Source organism: Solitalea agri, assembly GCF_023914155.1.
Taxonomy (GTDB): domain Bacteria; phylum Bacteroidota; class Bacteroidia; order Sphingobacteriales; family Sphingobacteriaceae; genus Solitalea; species Solitalea agri.
Genome location: NZ_JAMWYS010000003.1, coordinates 20959 through 40889 on the forward strand (window position 1 = coordinate 20959; position 19931 = coordinate 40889).

The window sequence follows — 19931 nt, forward strand, 5'->3', positions numbered from 1 at the left end:
GTTTATATTCAGTTTGATATTAATTACATGTCAAATTTATCAAGCAGTTTAAGTAATGTGGCAAAGTCTTTCGGGTAATCAGCCTTTACTGTTAATATTTCGCCATTTAACAGCTTAAAGCTTACTTCATAGGCATGTAAAGCAAAACGGCGAATTAAAGGCTGCTCTACTTCATCTTTTGCCAACCTATAACCTTTTTTAAATTTCGAAAGCATAGGATATTTCCCCCCATACATTTCGTCAGCCACAATAGAGGCACGCTGGGTAGCCAAATGAATCCGGATTTGGTGCATACGTCCCGTTTTTGGAAGGCACTCAACCAAGGTGAAGTGCTTATAAAATTTTATAGCAGTAAAAACTGTTTCAGCTCTTTTACCTTCATATTTATCAATTACCACATTGCCTTTCCCAAGGTTAGCAATAGGAAGATCAACCAGCTTATTATCAAACGCATGAGTACCATCAATTACGGCATGATAAATCTTTTTCACTTCCCGATGTTCAAACTGCATTGATATTGAACGATATGCTTCAGGGGTTTTAGCAAAAATCAATGCGCCAGAAGTCTCTTTATCCAATCTGTGACAAATTTGCGCATCGTCCCAATATCCTTTGGCCATACGCAACATATTGATTTCGCCTCCTGTGCGTTCATCAACAGAAGCTACTAGCGGTGGTTTATTGATCACTATTACTTCGTCGTTTTCAAATAATATCAGGTCTTTAAAAGAAGGTATTTTCATGCAATAACTGTCGGTATTTTATATTTTTAAGCCGACAAAAGTACTAAAAAAGAAAATAGCTATCAGCACTTGACTTTTAGCTATTAGCAGAAGTGTTTAGAAAAAACTAATTCATGATTTCTTTTAACCCTTTCTTAGGGTAAAGCCAAAAGTAGTTCCAACACCAACGCTGCTCCTTACATTAATCGTTTGATTATGGGCTTCAATAATGTGCTTTACAATCGCCAGTCCAAGGCCTGTTCCGCCTTCCATTCTAGACCGACTTCTATCCACACGATAAAAACGCTCAAATAATCGAGCTAAATGCTCTGGCTCAACTCCTATCCCATTATCAGTAATTTCAACTAAAATGTTTTCATCCATATCATACAAACCAACGGTGGTAAAGCCTCCATTGTTACCATACTTAATTGAATTTGAAATTAGGTTAACGAGTACCTGACGAATACGGGATTTATCAGCTTCAACGATAAATGGAACATCTGAACCATCTTTAAAGCCAAAAGAGATGTTTTTATCATGGGCCATAAACTCCATCGAATCCAACACATCCTTCACTAAATCATAAATATCAAATGTTTCAGTTTCCATAGTCAGATAACCTGATTCAAGCTGGGATATTGATTCAAGATCTTCAACTAAAGCGGCTAAGCGATCAGTACTACGGGCTGCTTTGGATAGAAAATGAAGATTAACCTCCGGATCCTCCATGGCTCCATCCAATAAGGTGTTAATATACCCCTGGATATTAAAAATTGGCGTTTTAAGCTCGTGAGAAACATTCCCTAAAAATTCCTTCCTGAATGTTTCGTTCTGTCGAAGCTGTTCAATTTCAACTGCTTGATCTTGTGCCCAATCTAAAACATCTTTCGTAACACCAGCTATTGGATCATCACCCGAACTAAATAATGGAGGAAAAATGGGGTCGCTTTTACCAGTTTTTAAATGATGGATATTTTTATAGATCAGCTTAATCTTTCGATAAATGAAAAACTCTAAAGCGTATAAAGTAAGTACAAAGGATACGCCGAAGTTTAGTACTATTTCAATAATTACTTCAAGAAATGCTGATTTAAATAGTAGAGATATAAGTCCAACAACACACGATAAAATGGTAGCTGTTAAAAATGCGATGATACGAGGCGTTGGGTTTTTTATCATAGTTCAAATTTGTATCCTACCCCTTTTACGGTGGTTACGTATGAATCGCCTAACTTTTCTCGTAATTTTCTAATATGCACATCTATGGTACGATTTGTAACCACAACCGAGTCTTCCCAGATGTTTTTAAGAATAATTTCACGGGTATACACCTTGCCTGGTTTAGATGCCAAAAGGTATAAAAGTTCGAACTCTTTTTTTGCAAGAATAATTTTTTTCCCTTGTTGATAAACCACAAAGGCTTCACGATCAATTACGAGGTCACCAATTTCAAGCTTGTTTTCGTAATTCTCATCAGAATATACATTGCGACGTAAAATGGCATTAATACGGCTTATCAGTGCTCTTGGTTTAATTGGTTTAGCTATGTAATCGTCGGCACCAACATTAAATCCTGCAATTTCTGAATACTCTTCGCTACGGGCAGTTAAGAACACCATGAAGGTATTTTTAAACTCCGGCATGCTACGCATTAATCGGCAGGCTTCAATTCCATCCATTTTAGGCATCATTATATCCAAAATAATCAAATCGGGCATTACCTTTTTGGCAGTAGTTACGGCTTCTTGCCCGTTATTAGCTAAAAATACCTGGTATCCTTCTTTCTTTAAATTGTATTCAATTAATTCTAAAATATCTGGTTCGTCGTCAACAATTAGAATTTTCTGTTTCGGTGTTGTCATATCTGAATTTTCCATAAAAGTAAATTGCTAATTGAATGAATTTGTTAATCCTATATTAAGAATTTGTTAAGAAGTAAAAAAGAGTTAATATCAGATAGTTGTTAATTGAACAATTTCTTAAAAAAATCTTCCAATTGGTCTCCATGCAGGTTTTTAGCAATGATCTTACCTTCCTTATCCAATAAAAAATTAGAAGGAATAGCATCTACACCGTAAGATACAAGCGGTTCTGACTGCCATTTCTTCAAATCCGATACCTGAACCCAGTTCATTTGGTGGTCAGAAATGGCTTTCACCCAACGGTTCCTGTCATTATCGAGTGAAACACCATAAATTTCAAGACCTTTGGAATGATAAAACGAGTATAGTTTTTTCAGTTCAGGTATTTCTTCTATACACGGTTGACACCATGACGCCCAAAAGTCAATCAAAACATATTTTCCTTTTAATGATGACAAATCCACTTTATTTCCATTGATGTCAGCAAGCTGAATTTCAGGAGCCATAAAGCCTTCATTATTACCTATAGGCATCCCATTAGCGGCTCTCAACACAGTATCCTTTTCCTGTTTACCAGAAAATGAACAAGAACATAATAAGAACGATGAAATAATTAGCAGTGAAACAACAAAGCGCATGGGTCAAAAATAAAAAGACTTTCTGAGGTTTTATTCTCAGAAAGTCCTTTATCATTAAAAACAATTTTATTTATGCCTTTCAAGTCGATCAATTATCAATTGATTTGCCGATTTCGGATCAATTTTTCCTTTTGAAAGCTTCATCACATCACCCATAAACATTCCTATCAAATTCCTTTTGCCTTTATGATATTCTTTCACTTTATCAGGATATTTAGTAATAACCTGATCTATAAAACCGATCAATTCATCATCATCGCCTTCAATAAATACGCCTAGCTCATGGGCAAGTTGATCAATATCTTTTTCCGGGTGTTTTAATAACTCTGGAAAAACCTGCTGGTTTGCCACTGAGTTATTGATTCGTCCAGCATCAATTAAATTAATGATTGCCGCCAATTTACTAGGCTTTAGGATGAATTTATTAATTTCTATTCCCTGATCATTTAAGTATGATTTAACAGCTCCCATTATCCAGTTTGCTGCCGATTTATAATTTTCGGTGAATTTTATGACCTCTTCAAAATATTGAGCCAAGTATTTGTTGTCTGTTAAAACAATGGCATCATATTCAGGAAGGCCAAAATCTGTGGTATATTTTCTAATTAATTGTTCTGGCAATGCGGGCAATGCAGCTTTTACTCCATCAATATAACTATCTGTTAAAACTACTGGCAATAAATCAGGTTCAGGAAAATATCGGTAATCATTTGCCATCTCCTTGGTTCGCAACACAGATGTAACGCCGGTACTGGCATCAAAATTCAATGTATTCTGACTAATAGTACCTCCGGCCTCTAAAACATCAATTTGCCGTTTAAATTCGTACTCGATCGCTCGCTGAACATTTTTTATTGAGTTCATGTTCTTAACTTCACAACGAGTGCCATATACATTGCTTCCTTTAAGCCTTACAGAGATATTTGCATCACATCGCATACTGCCTTCTTCCATGTTACCATCGCATATATCCAGATAACGTAACAGTTTGCGCATTTCAGTAAGGTATAGTACAGCTTGCTCCGAACTGCGCATATCAGGTTCCGAAACAATTTCCAATAAAGGCACTCCTGCCCGGTTCAAATCAATACATGAATTAAAAGGATCCTGGTCGTGCATACTTTTACCTGCATCTTCCTCCATATGAATGTGATGTAACTGGATCTTCTTTTTTGAACCATCTTTCAAATTCACCTCTATGTAACCACCAACGCTTATAGGCTTAGCATCCTGACTAATCTGATAACCTTTGGGTAAATCGGCATAGAAGTAATTCTTTCGGTCGAAGGCATTGTAATTATTAATGGTTCCATTGGTTGCCAAACCTAGTTTTACCGCATATTCAACTACTTTTTCGTTTAGTTTAGGTAATGTACCTGGCAATCCAAGTGAAACTGGACTTATATTAGAATTTGGCTGAGCACCAAATGCAGCAGAGTCGGCACAAAATATTTTTGTATTGGTAGACAATTGCGCATGCACCTCTAAACCAACCACTAATTCATAATTATCGTAAACAGAGTTTCTCTTCATAGCTTTACGCAAAAATATAAGAATTTGTTAATTTCATACCATTTTATACCATTTGCAATCATTTTTATAACAATATCCGTACTTTATTAAATTTTTAAAGAAGAAAATATTCAGATAGAGCTATATAAAAGTTATTGTTAGCTTAAAGAAATATTTATATTGCAACAACAGAATTGCTAGAACCCTTAGATGCTTAGAAAGTTTTTTTCAAAATTACTCTCCATAATTGCTGGTGACAATAATAAATTCTCACTCGAAAACAGGATTTTTAACATTACTTGTATTGTTACCATCTTACTTGCTTTCGGTGCAATTGTTCTTAACCTGATAAATAATATTGACTGGCGGTTGAACATTATTATTATTATTACAGAAACCGGCATTATCATTCTTTATTATTTATCCAGGTTTAAACATAAATTCCAATCCACTGTAGTAGCCTTTATTTCATTGTGCTACATCGGTCTTGGAATTGGCTGGTTTTATAATAGTGGAAGTCAAGGCCCAGTCATTTACATCATCACCTTTTTCCTGATCGTTTTTATAAGTATTATCAATATTAGGTACAGGTCTTATTGGATCTTCTCTTGCGTTGCTTTCACTGTATCTCTTTTCGTAATTGAGTATTATCATCCCGAATGGGTTGACAATTACCAGTCGCGGGAGAACAGATTTATCGATTTAATAGGCACCTATTTACTAGTAATGATAAGTATTGTAACGGTGGTTTTGTCAATAAGAAATAACTATGAGTATGAACGAAAAAAAGCGCAGCGGCATAAGGAAGAGATTACGCTTCAAAACCAGCTCATCAGCCAGCAGTACAAAAATCTTGAAAATCAGGATCTTATCAAAATAAAAGTCTTTTCTATCATTTCACATGATTTGCGAGGCCCACTAACCTCCTTGCAAGGCTTACTCAACCTCTTCAATGAGAAATTAATTGGAACCGAAGAGTTTACTGAACTTTCAACTGAAATTACAGAACGGGTTCGTCACAATCTTCAACTGCTTGATAATTTACTTTATTGGTCGAACAGCCAAATGCTGGGACTAAAAGTTGAAGCCGTTGAAATTGTTTTCAATAACATGATGGACGAATTCCTTCATTTACTTAAGCCTGAAGCTGAAAGCAAACATATTATTATAGAAAACAATATTAATGGCGAAGTTTCAGCATATGCCGATATCAACATGGTTAAAGTGGTTATCAGAAACCTCCTATCAAATGCAATAAAATTTACCCGACCTTTTGGAAAAATTAAAATAAGCTGCAGAAATGATGGTGAAGCGGCTATTTTTTCGGTGGAAGATAATGGTGTAGGAATTAGTAGCGAAAACCAAATGAAGCTTTTCAGTATGGACCATTTCTCAACCAAAGGTACAGCCAATGAAATTGGGACCGGTTTAGGATTAATTCTTTGCAAAGACTTTATTGAACGTAATGGTGGAAAGATTTGGACCATCAGCGAACTAGGCAAAGGCAGTGTATTTAGCTTTTCGTTACCGCGTTTCAAAGTATTTCATTCTGAAATTAATTGATTAGAAAATGAAACTACTTAAAAGCTTTAAGTATGCATTTAACGGTTTAAAAGTTGGTTTCAGTACTGAAATCAATCTTAAAATTCATTTAGCTATTGCAGTTTGTGTGCTATTTGGCGGATTTATATATGAGCTAAATTCAATAGAATGGATAGTTATACTTCTTTGCATCGCACAGGTAATTGGCCTGGAATTAATAAACACAGCCATTGAAAAACTCGCTGATCGTGTAAGTGCTGAAACCGACCCTAAAATTGGTTTACTAAAAGATATTGCTGCCGGAGGTGTTTTATTCTCTGCACTCATTGCTGTTGTAATCGGCCTTATAATCTTTTTGCCGAAAATACTTTAAAGAACTCACTTACTAAATGAGGCCAACAAATCACTGCCTTTAAATAATTGTAGCTTCTCTCCTTTCATTTTAACATCAGTTGTTTCGGTTAATGCTTTGGAAAGAGCGTCTTCTACACCCATATCGGGACACATCATTTTTGTGCTGGCCAATGGGCCAAATTTCAATTTTCCTTCTTCAAACTTATAAGCACCGGTAAAATTATTGCAGCCCAGAGAGCCGCTCATTCGGCTATCGTCTTTGCTGAACTCTAAAAACGCTGGCTTACCCTTAGAAATATCCACTGGACTACCATTTTGCATCAACTGCGAAAGATTCCATTTGTTGCCAAAAAGCTGAGCAATATTCTCTGGCGTAATTAAACCTGAATTTTTCATGCTGCTACAATTAAACAACGTAAATGTGAGTAACAAGAAGAAAGAGAGTTTAGATTTCATGACTTAGGATTTAAAGTTTGTGCTATTAATTTAAGGATTTTGATTAGGAAAGATAGAAATGAAACAGCCCGATTTTTTATCGGGCTGCTATATTTTTAATTACTGAACATATTGTTTTGCCTTTTCAAGCGCTCGATCTAAACCGGTAACATCTTTACCCCCGGCAGTTGCATAGAAAGGTTGCCCCCCTCCACCACCTTGGATCTCTTTACCTAATTCTCGAACAATTTGAGAAGCATTTAATTTTTTATCCTGAACCAGGTTATCGGAAATAATAACGGAAATACTTGGCTTACCATCAATTTCGGCACCGATGATTAAGAACAAATCATTTAGTTTTTCACGCATCTCGAATGACAAATTTTTGATTGCCTCTGCAGAAGGAATATCAACCTTAGCGGCGATAAAATTCACCCCATTAATTGCTTGCACTTTTTTAGCCAAATCATCTTTAAGCATCGAGGCTTTTTGAATGATCATTTGCTCCAGCTCCTTGCGCAAGCGGTTATTTTCTTCTAAAACCGATTCTAAACCTTTAACAACATCTTTAGGGTTTTTCAATAAAGTTTTCACTTCATTTACAATTGCCTGCTGTTGATTATATAACTCTTCAGCTTTAGTTGCAGTGATAGCCTCAATACGACGAACACCTGCTGCAACAGCACTTTCAGCTACAATTTTAAACGAGCCAATTTGGCCGGTTGCTGGGACATGAATACCACCGCAAAGCTCTTTCGAATAACTTGAGTCGAACGTAATTACACGTACAAAATCACCGTATTTTTCACCGAACAAGGCAGTTACACCCGAATCAATTGCTTGTTGGAAAGGAACTTTACGCTGCTCATCCAGTTTTACATTCTCTCGAATTTTCTCATTCACAATTTTCTCAATGGCTGCAATTTCTTCGTCGGTAACTTTAGCAAAATGTGAAAAGTCGAAACGCAAATACTCTTCGTTTACCAATGAACCTTTTTGATTTACGTGATCTCCTAACACACGTTTTAACGCGGCGTGCAGTAAGTGAGTTGCAGAGTGATTATTCGCTGTATCGCGACGTTTGTCAGTGTCAACTTTAGCGGTAAAGGCCTTTGTTAAATCTTCCGGTAACTCATCAGTAAAGTGAACAATCAGGTTATTTTCTTTCTTGGTATCGTTAATACGAACCAATTCATTTGCATTTTCTAAAACACCGGTATCACCAACCTGACCTCCACCTTCGGCATAAAAAGGAGTTTTATCCAATACCAATTGAAACTGCTCTTTCCCCTTAGCCTTGATCTTACGATATTTTAAAATATGAACTTCCGATTCTAATTGATCATAGCCCAAGAATTCAGTTTCTTTATCAGTTCCAACTAACACCCAATCGCCAGTATCGATAGCAGTAGCCGCACGTGAACGTTCTTTTTGTTGAGCTAAAGCCTTATTGAAGCCTTCCATGTCAACGTTTAGCTTACTTTCACGAGCTAATAATTGCGTTAAATCGATAGGGAAACCATAGGTATCATAAAGTTCAAACGCAAATTCACCATCAATTTTTACAACTTCATTTTTTGCATCTATAAACTGACCATGTTCATTTTTATTCAAATTATATAGATGAGTAATTCTAAATTTGTAATCTTCAAACCTGTCGATTCCTTTAGCTAGTGTTCTTAAAAACGAAGCTTCCTCTTCTTTCACCACTTTTTCAACAAATGATTTTTGCTCTTTCAATTCATTGAAAACACCATCAAACTGTTCAGCCAAAAGAGCAACTAATTTATATAAGAAAGGTTCTTTTAAGTTTAAGAAGGTATAAGCATAACGCACTGCACGACGCAAAATACGACGAATTACATATCCAGCTCCGGTATTTGAAGGCAATTGACCATCTGTAATAGTAAAGGCAATAGCACGAATATGGTCAGCCATAACACGCATGGCAATATCTGTTTTCTCATCCTTGCCGTAAGCAATTCCACATTGAGATGCAATGAACTGAATCATTGGTTGGAACACATCAGTATCGTAGTTTGAGCGCTTACCTTGCAAAGCCATACACAAACGTTCAAAGCCCATTCCGGTATCAACGTGTTGTGCAGGAAGCTTTTCTAAGGAACCATCGGCTTTACGGTTAAACTCCATAAATACGTTGTTCCAGATTTCTACCACTTGAGGATGGTCGTTATTTACCAACTCTTTACCATCTTTTTGGGAACGTTCTTCTTCAGTTCTTAAATCGATATGAATTTCAGAACATGGGCCACACGGACCTTGATCGCCCATTTCCCAGAAATTATCTTTCTTATTTCCGTAAAGAATGCGATCCTCAGCAATGTATTTCTTCCAGATTTCTTTTGCGTCATTATCAGGCGCTAAGTTTTCTTTGGAATCACCTTCAAAAACAGTCACATATAAACGGTCTTTAGGTAGTTTGTAAACATCCGTTAACAATTCCCAGGCCCACTCAATTGCTTCTTTTTTGAAATAATCGCCAAAACTCCAGTTGCCGAGCATTTCAAACATGGTATGGTGATAAGTATCAATACCTACTTCTTCCAAATCATTATGCTTACCCGAAACACGCAAACATTTTTGAGTATCGGCGACACGTGAAAATTTAATAGGAGAAACACCCAGGAAAATATCTTTAAAAGGCGCCATTCCTGAATTGATAAACATCAACGTTGGATCGTTTTTCACCACTAAAGGTGCCGAAGGAACTATTTTATGTCCTTTGCTCTCAAAAAAATCTAAAAATGCTTTGCGAATAGATCTGGAATCCATGAAATAAAAGTTTATACTTTAAACCGAAAGAACAGATAGGCAAGACATTAATTTTGCGAATCAGCGGGTTTGCGGCTTTAAAAATGAGTGTCAAAAATAAGCGTTTGATTTGGAAGGCAAAAAGAAAATAGTGTAAATCAGCTAATATCTGCACCAAAAGAATTAATTAAATTGGATGAATGGACCCAAGCATTACTATTCAAACCTATCAACCTCAGTTTCAATCGCAGATTGTACAATTAATACTTAACATCCAGCAAAACGAATTCGGCATTCCGATAACGGCCGAAGACCAACCTGATTTATTTATAATCACTGATTTTTACCAGAAAGGAGGCGGTAACTTTTGGGTTGCTACAAATGAACAAAAAGATGTTGTGGGAACAATCGCCTTAATTAAAGCTGATGAACAAATTGGCGCCATACGCAAAATGTTCGTACACACCGATTATAGAGGTAGTATATATGGCATTGCTAGTAAATTATTGGTAGAATTGGAAAACTGGGCTTTAAACAAAGGTTTAAGCGATCTTTATCTAGGCACCATTGATTTGCTGAAGGGAGCCATTAAATTTTACACAAAAAATGGCTTCAAACTCATTGAAGTTGACCAATTACCAGCATCTTTTCCAAGAATGAAAGTAGATACACTCTTTTATCATAAAAAGATTACTCTTTAAAAACTGCTTATTGATTAATAAAACGCAGGGTTTTACATTTATCTAATTAAGAAAAATAATAAATCTTTACTAACTACACAGTTGGTGTAACTAATAAATTTATAATTCGTAAAAAAAAGAGAGCCAAACCAATTAAGTCTGCCAAGTCTCAAACTTAAGTGCTCACATTTAATTTTTCATTCAACACTTATGATTTGCCTTGTTTATGGCGAAAAAGGTTAAGTATTTCTATAATTCAAGTACGCTGAAATACGAAAAGGTGGAGCTTTCATTTAGCAAAAAGCTGCTTCGTGTTTTAGGGTATCTCGCTACCGTTTCCGTGTTTTCAGTGGTAACTGTTACCATTGCGTACAATATTTTGGATTCTCCAAAGGAGAAAAAATTAAAACGAGATATCGCTCAATTAGGTTTGCAGTACGACATTTTGCACAAACGGATGAAACAACTTGATGGAGTTGTTACTGATTTGCAGGAACGCGACAATAATATTTACCGCGTAATCTTTGAATCGGAGCCAATTACTTCAGATGAGTGGCAAACGAACTTCGCTGGTATAAATCGTTATAAAGCGCTTGAATCGTCGAACTATGCGTCATTAATAATTGAAACTACCCGAAAACTCGACGAGCTTTCAAAAAAGATGTATGTTCAATCTAAATCATACGACTACTTGGTTAAAGAAGTAAGAAATAAAGATAAAATGCTTGCTTCTGTACCGGCAATACAACCTGTGTCTAATAAAGATCTAACCAGAATGGCTTCGGGATATGGATATCGCATCCACCCTATTTATAAAACTCGTAAATTTCATGCGGGTATGGACTTTACTTCACCAAGCGGCACACCAATTTATGCTACCGGCGACGGCGTTGTAACCAAAGCAGGCGCCCAAAGAGGTTATGGAAATGAGGTAGAGATTAATCATGGATATGGCTATTCAACGCTTTATGGACATATGAGCAGAGTTGCCGCCAAAATAGGCCGCAGGGTTAAACGCGGTGAAGTTATTGGTTATGTGGGTAGTACTGGAGCTTCAACAGGTCCACATTGTCATTACGAGGTACATAAAAATGGCCTGCCAGTTAACCCGATTAACTTTTACTTTAACGATTTAAGTCCTGCCGAATACGAAAAAATGTTAGAACTATCATCTAGAAACAATCAATCTTTCGACTAACATGCCTTATAAAGAACGTGAAATAAAAAAACTCTATTACACCATTGGTGAAGTGGCCGACATGTTCAATGTTAGCACATCACACATCAGGTTTTGGGAAAAAGAGTTTGATGTACTTCAGCCTAAGAAAAACAAAAAAGGTAATCGCTTATTTTCTCCAGAAGACATTGAAAACCTTAAAATTATCTACCATTTAGTTAAAGAAAAGGGTTATACCTTGCAAGGAGCCAAAGATTACCTGAAAGGCAACAGAAATATTGAAGCCGATAAACAAAAGGTTATTGACTCATTAACGAACCTAAAATCGTTTTTACTTCAGTTAAAAGACGAGTTAAAATAAAGACCTGATTTTATAAAACATTGAAATTGAGCTAAAAAGACTTGTTTTTTTGGAGATTTTTTGTAACTTGGATATTACATTAACATCTTCCTCTTTTTACATGATCAGAAAAATCATCTGGGTGCTTTGTCCCTGTATCTCAATTGCGCAAAGGTATAAGGACAAAGCTTTTTTTATGGGGTCTTATACAGTACTTTAAGTGTTTTTATCTCACCAATTTGTTTAACAATAGATTTATTTCTCTCTTGCCATTTAGGTCTTAATTTAGGGCACTTTATCTCACTTTTATCTCACTTTTTATCTCACTTTTCACCTCTAAGAATACCCTTTAAAACGTTCATTAGCGTCATAAAAATGGGTAAAATTTATATCAACTCAAAGAGGTTTTATCTCACTTTTTAGAAAAAGTAGAATCATACCAATCTTGATTAATTTGAAAAAAGAGTGATTTCTTCTACGAAAGCTAAAATCTTTGACTTTTAAACTAAAATTAGAAGTTTTATTTAAGGTTTCTATCTTAGAAAAGTTGACCTAAATTTAAATACCCACAGAACAAAGAAGTTTATTTTATTGAAGTTATCCTTTGATACAAATCGCCTTTGCTGTATTTCACCATCAACACCTTTAACGCTATTTAAAATAAGCAGACAACCCTCTACTATTGTGATCGAAAACTTAAAACCCACAAACCAGTTTGCCTTTTTTATAATTAATAATTATATCAATTGAATACACGATAATAATTTTAACTAATATTTAAAAAAATTTGAACGACCGAGCTTTTTTGAATTATTTTGAGGTTATAAATTTCCAACATTATTACATCAAAATTTAATGCTGAAAGCTAAAAATAACCTCCCAAATAATACTCAACAGAAGAGAGAAAACAAAAGCTATTCATTAAGCGCTTACAGCTTTCCTACTACAGTTGATCGCCGTTTTATTGTAATGAACGAAGCAGAAAACGCCAACCCAATATCTACCCATATTTTTGCTCCTTAAGAACTAACAAGTAACTAAACAAACTATGCTAATATCTGATCCAAAAAACCTACCCTAAAAAAAAGTAAATGAGGAGTAATTGTAAAGTATGAATTTTGAAGAAAAATTAATAATCATCGATTTATTTGACAATATTAAAAGGGATATATCTTTTTTTTATTGTAAAGCCGATATAGATAAGGTAAAGGAATCAGTTTATCTTTCGTCAGCTTTAGAAAAAGATGAAGTACTTATAAATTATCCAGGATTTCCTGGGATGAGCATTAATGCCATTATCGAAATCGTAGCCAAACAGAAAATTTACTACATTGACACTGCAAAAAAAATTGAAAACCAGTTAATTAACATTTATTCTAAATACGGAGACGACTTATTCTTAATAGAAAAAACAGATGCATTATTAGAATTTATAAATGACATCTGCATACTTAACGGCCAATTAAAGAAAGATATGTATGATGATATTGCTAATAGAGCATTAAAAGAATACTCTCCATTGATAATCAGAACATTAGTGGATTTTATTAAAGATCGAAAATCTAAAAAAAACGGTCTTGAAGAACGCCAATTTAAATTTACGGAGTCAAAGCTACTAAAATGGAAAGGCGATAAAAATGTCCTTATTCATGTTTTTGCTCAATTAAAAAATTCAACAATCTATGGCACAAACATTTCAATGTTAGAGAGTTCCTTTGAAGATATTGCATGTATGTTAAAAGATAATTTTGATTGCTATTGGAATGTAGATGTAAATGAAATTATTAAAACATTGAAGGAAATGAGCAATGAGCCTTTAAGTGTTCACAAAGAGTTTATCAGAATTGGTAATACTAAAGTCCTTAAGTGGAACGGTGACAAAAATGTGCTTGCGCACGTTTTTGCCACGTTAAAAGACAAACTTATTAGCAGCAGCCCTAAAATTACAATGTTGGGCAGTTCCTATGAAGATATTGCGGCAATGCTAAGGAATAATTTTGATTGCTATAATGATACTACAATTTCAACAATTGTTACAACATTAAAAAAATCAATGACCAATGAACCTAAAAACAAATTGGAGTTAATCATTTAAGAATAAATACGTTCAGCTTAAGCATCTATTAATAAACCACTTAACATAAATGAATATATACCCGGGTATCTACTCGGGTATTTTATAAAAGTTAAGTTAATCCGTGTTTTGCATAAACTAACACATAAGTTTATGCAACAAGTGATTCTTACATCAATACCCCTTAATCAACTTTGCGCTGTTTTAGCAGAACATCTTCGCACAGAGTTTGCCAATCTTGAAATCAATCCACCCCAAGACCGTTTATTAACCTTTGATGAAGCAGCCGAAATCCTTTCGGTATCAAAGGTTACGCTTACCGAATGGCGTAAGCGTGGCATTATGCCTTATCAAAAGATAGGTAAACGAGTTTATTTCAAACAGTCTGATCTTCTTACTGTCGGTGAGGTTAAATTTAAAGGTAAACGTTCATGAGCTTTAAATCTAAAACCTTAATGTGTTCAACAAGGGTAGTCACTGCCTATTTAATGAGGGTCATAAACCGCAAATTTGGAGCTAAAGCTCTCATTAGGTCAAGCAATTTGTCAGACCTCGAATGCATCTTTCGAAAAGAGTTGTTAACCAAAATCATCCATGAAGCTAATTTCCATAACATAAAAGTTGGAGGACGGAATGAATAAACATAACCCACAATTTGACTTTGCAGGATTCGGAATTGATTCTGATGCGCTTAAAAGCGAAGATGAACAGCTAATCAACCAATTCAAAGATGCCGAAAAGGAAAGAGAAAATATTTTCCCTGTCAATGTATTCCCATTGCCTATTCAACAAATCATATTATCAACCAATGAAAGCTTAAGTTTTCCAATTGATTTTATTGGAGCATCCCTGCTCTTTGCTTCATCGGTTGCTATAGGTAATACCCATAAAGTCGAAATAAAAAACGGGTTTCAGGAGAGTGCCGTTTTGTACCTGGCTATTGTAGCACGCGCTGGGACGAATAAAAGTCATCCGTTAACCTTTGCATTGAATCCTTTAGTTGAACAGGATAAAATATCTTACCGGCAATACGAACAGGAAAGGCTTGATTATGAACAGGTTGTAAACCTGTCAAAAAAGGAAAAAGAAAAGCAAGCCATTGACGGGCCAATAAAACCGGTTTGGCGAAAATTTCTTTTATCGGACTTTACTCCAGAAGCCCTTGCTGAGGTGCATAAATTCAACAAAAGAGGGATTGGGGTTTACGTGGATGAATTAGCAGGTTGGTTTAAGAATTTCAACCGATACAATAAAGGCAGTGAAATGGAATTTTGGTTGAGTGCCTGGAATAGCAAACCCATAAACATTGATCGTAAAACAGGCGAACCAGTGTTTATCCCTTTGCCGTTTATTTCAGTGGCAGGAACAATTCAAAACGGATTACTGAATGAGCTTGCAAAAAATAGTCGTACACAAAATGGTTTTATAGATAGAATCCTTTTTGTAATCCCTGATAACATCCAAAAGCCATATTGGAGTGAAACCGAATTAAACCCCATCATCGAGAAGAATTGGAAGGCTATCATTTCAAGCCTTATGAATTTGCCAATTAATTTAGATGAAACTTTCAGTCCTATCCCTGAAGTATTGCGTTTTACGCCTCAAGCAAAAGAGCTGTTATTTGATTGGCAACGTAATAATGCTGATCAATGCAATGATGCCGAGTTTGAAGCAATAAGCGGAATTTACAGTAAACTGGAAATGTATGTTGTTCGGTTAGCCTTAATTCTTGAAATGATGCGTTGGGCTTGCAATGAAGGTGATAAGCAATTTGTAGGTATTGAATCCATGCAAGGGGCTATTCAACTGATTGAGTATTTTAAAAAATCTGCAGTTAAGGCTTATTCAATTATATCAAATATCAACCCATTGGATAAGTTTTCATCCGATAAACATGCCTTATTTAATGCATTGCCAGACACTTTTAAAACTGAAGAAGGTTTGAAACTTGCAATAAATATGGGAATACCCGAAAGAACTTTTAAGCGATTTTTAAATGAGCAGGAACTATTCAATCGGAGAAGCCGGGGCGAATATGAAAAGATTATTTAACGAAAAAGCACTTGGCATTTTGGCACTTATGGCACTACTAGTAAAAATAGTTACCGATTTTGAAATTAATGCCATTAGTGCCAAAATGCCAATAGTAGTTACAAAAATGAATCAGGATAAATATAAGTATGAGTTTGATAAAAATCGTTCAAGGGTTGAACAATGTCCATGCGGCAAAAGCAACAAGGACGTCAAATTTGCACCTTATGTTGATTATGAAGATAAAGGACATTGCTTTTCTTGCGGTAAAACCTTTAGACTGGAATTATCAAATATTGGGCAATGGAACTCATGGCAATCAACGCAATCCCTAACATTTCTGGTTAAAAAACAATCTCTAATCGATTTTATACCACCCACCATATTTCAAGAGCTGCTAATCAATGGAAATGACCTTTACAATCAAAATAACTTTATCCAATGGTTGGGGAATGAACAGCGAGGTAAATTCGCCTTTGACAGTCAAACAATAGAGAAACTCATTGAAATCTATTTTTTAGGCAATTCAAGAATTAATAAACACAAAGGCTGGGTATTGTTCCCTTATATTGATATTCAAGGCAGGGTAAGAGATATAAAAGCGATGGATTACAATTCATTTACTGGCAAACGTATTAAAGAGCCTTATCCTAAATGCTTGTTTATTGGAAAAGAAGTATTGAACAATCCGAATGCAAATACAGAGCGTTGTTTTTTCGGTGAGCATCTTTTAAAGGGTAACAAGAAACCGGTAAAGATTTTTGAGAGTGAAGCTTCAGCTGTTTACGCTGCCGCATTTTACCCTGAATATGTATGTCTGGCCACAGGAGGTAAATATGGTTGTAAATGGACTAAAAAGGATATATGTACTGTGCTACAGGGTCGACAAATAATCCTCTATCCTGATATAGATGGTCATGAAAGCTGGGAAGAAATCGCGGATATCTTGCGCGGGTATGGATTAAATGTTCAAGTTTCACAGATTATAAAAAACAGTGCCATTAAGTATGCCGAACAACATGGCATAGACTACAGCGAATTAGTAAATCAGAAATATGACTTAAGGGATTTTTTGAAGGATAAAGACCTTAAAGACTTCATTAAACCTGCAACCAACTCGCATTTAATCGAACATTTTGTTGCTGACCAGGCATCAGTTGAGATAGATGCTCTTCCATTACGAGAAGAATTAGGTCTTGAAACAGAGCTTCATCCATCTGAGCCCCCATTAAATAAGGCAACGGGTCGTTTAGCCATTTTGGAAAATGAGTATTTAAAGCTTAAAACAAGAGACATTAAACAATTGGAGTTTATATGTCGTCTGTTTGATAAATATAAGCGAATTGGGGCAAGCAAAGCAGAGTTGGACGATCTGGAATGTTTGATTAAAAAATAAATCCGTATTTAACCTTAGACTAACGTTTTTTTAAAACTGAACCTTATGAACAATTCCTTTGATAATATCTCTGATGTTAGTTCAATCATAATTCAAACCATTTTAGCAACACGTAATCTTAATCGTGAACTTCGCAAAGAGTATAAAAACGGCACTAAACAAGGCTATCTGGCCATTTATGTACTATTCAGCCTCTATAAAAGGCAAGGTGCTTCTTGTTATGACTTACAAAAAACGCTTCATGCTCATTACTATGATGTACAGCGGGCCTTGGATTGTTTACTGAAACAAAATCTTATTTCCATTGAAGTAATTAAGATTAAAGCTTCAAACCAGAAAATTGTTAAGTCGCAGAAATTATACTCTTTGACTGGAAAAGGCAAGAGTTTGATTAATGAATTAATAGATAGAGTATATTGTTCTATATTATAAAAATCAGTGTTCCCTGAAGTGACACTGTGTAAATATACTTAATGTGAATAACCTTCTTAATACCCAAGATATGGTCCGGATTTCTAATATAAATAAGGTTGGAGATGCAAATCCTATAATTCTATCAAGCATAAAACAGCCCCTTGACAATGCCCATGTAAACATTTCGGTCTGCCTTAGACTATAAATTGGGCTCAAGATTACACAGTTTTTTGTTTTAGGCTTTTAAATTAACACACGAATTTTGTTACAAATTTGATAAAAAAGAAAAAATAGTATTATTTTGTAACATCATTAACAGACTTAAATAACAAACCAACAACTATGACAACGGGCGCAATTCTAAAAGCATTCCGTGAGAGGAATAATCTTTCACAGGAGACAGTAGCTTCTTTTCTAGGAATAAGGCGTGAAATGTTGAGTTATTATGAAAATGATAGTAGAGAAGCCCCACTTGATGTCTTAGAAAAATTGGCGGATTTATACGGTGCCGACCTTGCAGATTTTTTTGAAACAGATAATGATCAGATCCAAGCCAATATTGCTTTTGCTTTCAGAGCCGATGGTATTCATGAAAGTGATTTTTACCAAATATCTCAATTTAGAAAGGTGGTTAAAAACTACTTTAAGATTTTAGAATTGGAACTAACGCATGATTAATGATTATCACCTTCAGATAGAAGCATCACAGTTTAGATTAACTCATGGAATTGGTGCGAGTGAGCCTATTCGGCTAAAAAGTTGGCTACCTAAACTTGGAGTTGTTGCTTTATTCAAGCCATTGAGCGATAATTTCTCAGGCATGGCGGTAAAACAGGGGGATCAAAAGTTTATCATCGTAAATTCAGAACACCGTTTGAGCAAACAACATTTTACGGTAGCCCATGAGCTGTACCACCTATTCATACAAAAAGATTTTATTGCTGAAGTAAGTCATGCTGGCCGGTTCGACAAGAAGGATAAAACAGAGTACGCGGCAGATTGGTTTGCCGCTTATTTATTAATGCCTGAAGATGGCATACTTTCCTTAATACCGAAGGAAGAACTTTCAAAAAATAAGATCTCTCTATCAACCTTAATAAAAATAGAACAATATTTCGCTTGCAGTAGAACTGCATTATTAATCAGATTAGAGAGACTGGGGTTAATCGACTACCGAAAGTATGAGGCTTATACCAAAAATGTTATTGCTAGTGCTGTAATGCTTGGCTATGATGATACTTTATACAAAAAAGGCAACGCCAACCTTGTTATAGGAGACTATGGATCAAGGGCTAAAAACTTGTTTGACAAAGGTGTTATATCAGAATCACATTTCATTAGTTTGATGAATGATATTGGTGTAGATATTCCCAGGATAACTAATGACAATGAGCAAGAATAGCCAAGAGCCCAAAATACTTTTGGATTCAGACGTTGTAAGACACTTTATCAATGGAGGACAAATCTTGACACTGTCTAAAATTTTTCCTAACCGTTTTGTGATGCTTGATAAAGTAAAGGCTGAATTATGCAGGAGCAAAAGCATCGAAACTCAGGTTATCAATTTTCTTAGTATGACTAAAGTGCCTGTAGTACCTTTCCCTGCCCAACGAGAAATAATAGTTGAGTATGCTCAATTAATGAAAAAGTTTGGAGAAGGTGAGAGTGCATGCATGGCAGTTGCAAGGCACCAAAAACAATTTATTGCAAGCAGTAACCTGAAAGATATTAGTGCTTATTGTTCGCTACATGGCATTCATTACCTGACCACAATGGATATATTACTGGAAGCTTACAATAAGTCTATTTTCACTAAAGCTGAGTGTGATACATTTATTTTGGAGGTAAAATCGAAAGGGAGTATTCTACCTTGCAATACTCTGGATGAGTTTATTGATCTACAAAAGAAAAACAAAAAAATTTAAGTACGGGTTTTGTTGCCTTTTAAGTAGTATCATTTCTAATTCTGATATTAGAAT

General features: G+C 35.3%; 21 protein-coding genes. 14 read left to right on the forward strand and 7 right to left on the reverse strand.

The window, feature by feature from the left end:
* Nucleotides 1–23: 23 nt before the first annotated feature.
* From NF867_RS00475 to gatB, 5 genes are all read right to left on the reverse strand, one after another.
* Nucleotides 24–743 carry an RluA family pseudouridine synthase gene (locus NF867_RS00475; RefSeq protein ID WP_252585514.1) on the reverse strand — a complete coding sequence of 240 codons (720 nt, stop codon included), beginning with the start codon at nucleotides 741–743 and terminating at the stop codon, nucleotides 24–26.
* 123 nt (nucleotides 744–866) lie between these two features.
* Nucleotides 867–1904: a sensor histidine kinase gene (locus tag NF867_RS00480; RefSeq protein WP_252585516.1), complete on the reverse strand. Its 1038-nt coding sequence runs from the start codon at nucleotides 1902–1904 to the stop codon at nucleotides 867–869.
* Nucleotides 1901–2587 (reverse strand): response regulator transcription factor, encoded by a 687-nt coding sequence (locus NF867_RS00485; protein WP_252585739.1) that lies wholly within the window; start codon nucleotides 2585–2587, stop codon nucleotides 1901–1903. The genes NF867_RS00480 and NF867_RS00485 overlap by 4 nt, the downstream gene beginning before the upstream one ends.
* 101 nt (nucleotides 2588–2688) lie before the next feature.
* Nucleotides 2689–3225 (reverse strand): TlpA family protein disulfide reductase, encoded by a 537-nt coding sequence (locus NF867_RS00490; protein WP_252585518.1) that lies wholly within the window; start codon nucleotides 3223–3225, stop codon nucleotides 2689–2691.
* Nucleotides 3226–3291: 66 nt separating this feature from the next.
* On the reverse strand, nucleotides 3292–4758 hold the full coding sequence (gene gatB, locus NF867_RS00495) for an Asp-tRNA(Asn)/Glu-tRNA(Gln) amidotransferase subunit GatB (RefSeq protein ID WP_252585519.1): 1467 nt from the start codon (nucleotides 4756–4758) through the stop codon (nucleotides 3292–3294).
* Nucleotides 4759–4947: 189 nt separating this feature from the next.
* Here gatB and NF867_RS00500 point away from each other — a divergent pair, with 189 nt between their 5' ends.
* Nucleotides 4948–6300, forward strand: a complete 1353-nt coding sequence (locus tag NF867_RS00500) for a sensor histidine kinase (protein ID WP_252585520.1) — start codon at nucleotides 4948–4950, stop codon at nucleotides 6298–6300.
* 7 nt (nucleotides 6301–6307) lie between these two features.
* Nucleotides 6308–6652, forward strand: a complete 345-nt coding sequence (locus tag NF867_RS00505) for a diacylglycerol kinase family protein (RefSeq protein WP_252585522.1) — start codon at nucleotides 6308–6310, stop codon at nucleotides 6650–6652.
* 5 nt (nucleotides 6653–6657) lie between these two features.
* On the opposite strand, the gene NF867_RS00510 is transcribed toward NF867_RS00505, so the two are convergent.
* Together NF867_RS00510 and alaS are read right to left on the reverse strand one after the other, a co-directional pair.
* Nucleotides 6658–7089, reverse strand: coding sequence for an META domain-containing protein (locus tag NF867_RS00510; RefSeq protein WP_252585524.1), 432 nt, complete (start codon nucleotides 7087–7089; stop codon nucleotides 6658–6660).
* 99 nt (nucleotides 7090–7188) lie between these two features.
* Nucleotides 7189–9861, reverse strand: a complete 2673-nt coding sequence (alaS, locus tag NF867_RS00515) for an alanine--tRNA ligase (RefSeq protein ID WP_252585526.1) — start codon at nucleotides 9859–9861, stop codon at nucleotides 7189–7191.
* A 179-nt stretch (nucleotides 9862–10040) separates the two neighbouring features.
* Between alaS and NF867_RS00520 the strand changes: the two genes are divergently transcribed.
* From NF867_RS00520 to NF867_RS00575, 12 genes are all read left to right on the forward strand, one after another.
* Nucleotides 10041–10541 carry a GNAT family N-acetyltransferase gene (locus NF867_RS00520; protein ID WP_252585528.1) on the forward strand — a complete coding sequence of 167 codons (501 nt, stop codon included), beginning with the start codon at nucleotides 10041–10043 and terminating at the stop codon, nucleotides 10539–10541.
* A gap of 205 nt (nucleotides 10542–10746) precedes the next feature.
* Nucleotides 10747–11718, forward strand: a complete 972-nt coding sequence (locus tag NF867_RS00525) for a M23 family metallopeptidase (protein WP_252585530.1) — start codon at nucleotides 10747–10749, stop codon at nucleotides 11716–11718.
* 1 nt (nucleotide 11719) lies between these two features.
* Complete coding sequence (locus NF867_RS00530) at nucleotides 11720–12058, forward strand: MerR family transcriptional regulator (RefSeq protein ID WP_252585532.1); 339 nt, start codon at nucleotides 11720–11722, stop codon at nucleotides 12056–12058.
* 834 nt (nucleotides 12059–12892) lie between these two features.
* Entirely contained in the window at nucleotides 12893–13060 is a 168-nt protein-coding gene (locus NF867_RS00535; protein ID WP_252585534.1) for a hypothetical protein, read from the forward strand.
* Between the two features lie 88 nt (nucleotides 13061–13148).
* Nucleotides 13149–14132 carry a hypothetical protein gene (locus tag NF867_RS00540; RefSeq protein WP_252585536.1) on the forward strand — a complete coding sequence of 328 codons (984 nt, stop codon included), beginning with the start codon at nucleotides 13149–13151 and terminating at the stop codon, nucleotides 14130–14132.
* Between the two features lie 132 nt (nucleotides 14133–14264).
* On the forward strand, nucleotides 14265–14546 hold the full coding sequence (locus NF867_RS00545; protein WP_252585537.1) for a helix-turn-helix domain-containing protein: 282 nt from the start codon (nucleotides 14265–14267) through the stop codon (nucleotides 14544–14546).
* 198 nt (nucleotides 14547–14744) lie between these two features.
* On the forward strand, nucleotides 14745–16163 hold the full coding sequence (locus tag NF867_RS00550) for a YfjI family protein (RefSeq protein ID WP_252585539.1): 1419 nt from the start codon (nucleotides 14745–14747) through the stop codon (nucleotides 16161–16163).
* Nucleotides 16147–17538 carry a DUF6371 domain-containing protein gene (locus NF867_RS00555; RefSeq protein ID WP_252585542.1) on the forward strand — a complete coding sequence of 464 codons (1392 nt, stop codon included), beginning with the start codon at nucleotides 16147–16149 and terminating at the stop codon, nucleotides 17536–17538. The genes NF867_RS00550 and NF867_RS00555 overlap by 17 nt, the downstream gene beginning before the upstream one ends.
* A 45-nt stretch (nucleotides 17539–17583) precedes the next feature.
* Nucleotides 17584–17970, forward strand: coding sequence for a hypothetical protein (locus NF867_RS00560; RefSeq protein WP_252585543.1), 387 nt, complete (start codon nucleotides 17584–17586; stop codon nucleotides 17968–17970).
* A gap of 324 nt (nucleotides 17971–18294) precedes the next feature.
* Entirely contained in the window at nucleotides 18295–18630 is a 336-nt protein-coding gene (locus tag NF867_RS00565) for a helix-turn-helix domain-containing protein (RefSeq protein ID WP_252585545.1), read from the forward strand.
* Complete coding sequence (locus NF867_RS00570; RefSeq protein WP_252585547.1) at nucleotides 18623–19354, forward strand: ImmA/IrrE family metallo-endopeptidase; 732 nt, start codon at nucleotides 18623–18625, stop codon at nucleotides 19352–19354. Before NF867_RS00565 ends, NF867_RS00570 begins: the two co-directional genes overlap by 8 nt.
* Nucleotides 19341–19877 carry a hypothetical protein gene (locus NF867_RS00575; protein WP_252585548.1) on the forward strand — a complete coding sequence of 179 codons (537 nt, stop codon included), beginning with the start codon at nucleotides 19341–19343 and terminating at the stop codon, nucleotides 19875–19877. The genes NF867_RS00570 and NF867_RS00575 overlap by 14 nt, the downstream gene beginning before the upstream one ends.
* The last annotated feature ends 54 nt before the right edge of the window (nucleotides 19878–19931 follow it).

Bases quoted from the DNA above. Each gene is read 5' to 3' on its own strand.
- NF867_RS00475 (WP_252585514.1), bottom strand. From the start codon at position 743: ATGAAAATACCTTCTTTTAAAGACCTGATATTATTTGAAAACGACGAA.
- NF867_RS00480 (WP_252585516.1), bottom strand. From the start codon at position 1,904: ATGATAAAAAACCCAACGCCTCGTATCATCGCATTTTTAACAGCTACC.
- NF867_RS00485 (WP_252585739.1), bottom strand. From the start codon at position 2,587: ATGACAACACCGAAACAGAAAATTCTAATTGTTGACGACGAACCAGAT.
- NF867_RS00490 (WP_252585518.1), bottom strand. From the start codon at position 3,225: ATGCGCTTTGTTGTTTCACTGCTAATTATTTCATCGTTCTTATTATGT.
- gatB (WP_252585519.1), bottom strand. From the start codon at position 4,758: ATGAAGAGAAACTCTGTTTACGATAATTATGAATTAGTGGTTGGTTTA.
- NF867_RS00500 (WP_252585520.1), top strand. From the start codon at position 4,948: ATGCTTAGAAAGTTTTTTTCAAAATTACTCTCCATAATTGCTGGTGAC.
- NF867_RS00505 (WP_252585522.1), top strand. From the start codon at position 6,308: ATGAAACTACTTAAAAGCTTTAAGTATGCATTTAACGGTTTAAAAGTT.
- NF867_RS00510 (WP_252585524.1), bottom strand. From the start codon at position 7,089: ATGAAATCTAAACTCTCTTTCTTCTTGTTACTCACATTTACGTTGTTT.
- alaS (WP_252585526.1), bottom strand. From the start codon at position 9,861: ATGGATTCCAGATCTATTCGCAAAGCATTTTTAGATTTTTTTGAGAGC.
- NF867_RS00520 (WP_252585528.1), top strand. From the start codon at position 10,041: ATGGACCCAAGCATTACTATTCAAACCTATCAACCTCAGTTTCAATCG.
- NF867_RS00525 (WP_252585530.1), top strand. From the start codon at position 10,747: ATGGCGAAAAAGGTTAAGTATTTCTATAATTCAAGTACGCTGAAATAC.
- NF867_RS00530 (WP_252585532.1), top strand. From the start codon at position 11,720: ATGCCTTATAAAGAACGTGAAATAAAAAAACTCTATTACACCATTGGT.
- NF867_RS00535 (WP_252585534.1), top strand. From the start codon at position 12,893: ATGCTGAAAGCTAAAAATAACCTCCCAAATAATACTCAACAGAAGAGA.
- NF867_RS00540 (WP_252585536.1), top strand. From the start codon at position 13,149: ATGAATTTTGAAGAAAAATTAATAATCATCGATTTATTTGACAATATT.
- NF867_RS00545 (WP_252585537.1), top strand. From the start codon at position 14,265: ATGCAACAAGTGATTCTTACATCAATACCCCTTAATCAACTTTGCGCT.
- NF867_RS00550 (WP_252585539.1), top strand. From the start codon at position 14,745: ATGAATAAACATAACCCACAATTTGACTTTGCAGGATTCGGAATTGAT.
- NF867_RS00555 (WP_252585542.1), top strand. From the start codon at position 16,147: ATGAAAAGATTATTTAACGAAAAAGCACTTGGCATTTTGGCACTTATG.
- NF867_RS00560 (WP_252585543.1), top strand. From the start codon at position 17,584: ATGAACAATTCCTTTGATAATATCTCTGATGTTAGTTCAATCATAATT.
- NF867_RS00565 (WP_252585545.1), top strand. From the start codon at position 18,295: ATGACAACGGGCGCAATTCTAAAAGCATTCCGTGAGAGGAATAATCTT.
- NF867_RS00570 (WP_252585547.1), top strand. From the start codon at position 18,623: ATGATTAATGATTATCACCTTCAGATAGAAGCATCACAGTTTAGATTA.
- NF867_RS00575 (WP_252585548.1), top strand. From the start codon at position 19,341: ATGAGCAAGAATAGCCAAGAGCCCAAAATACTTTTGGATTCAGACGTT.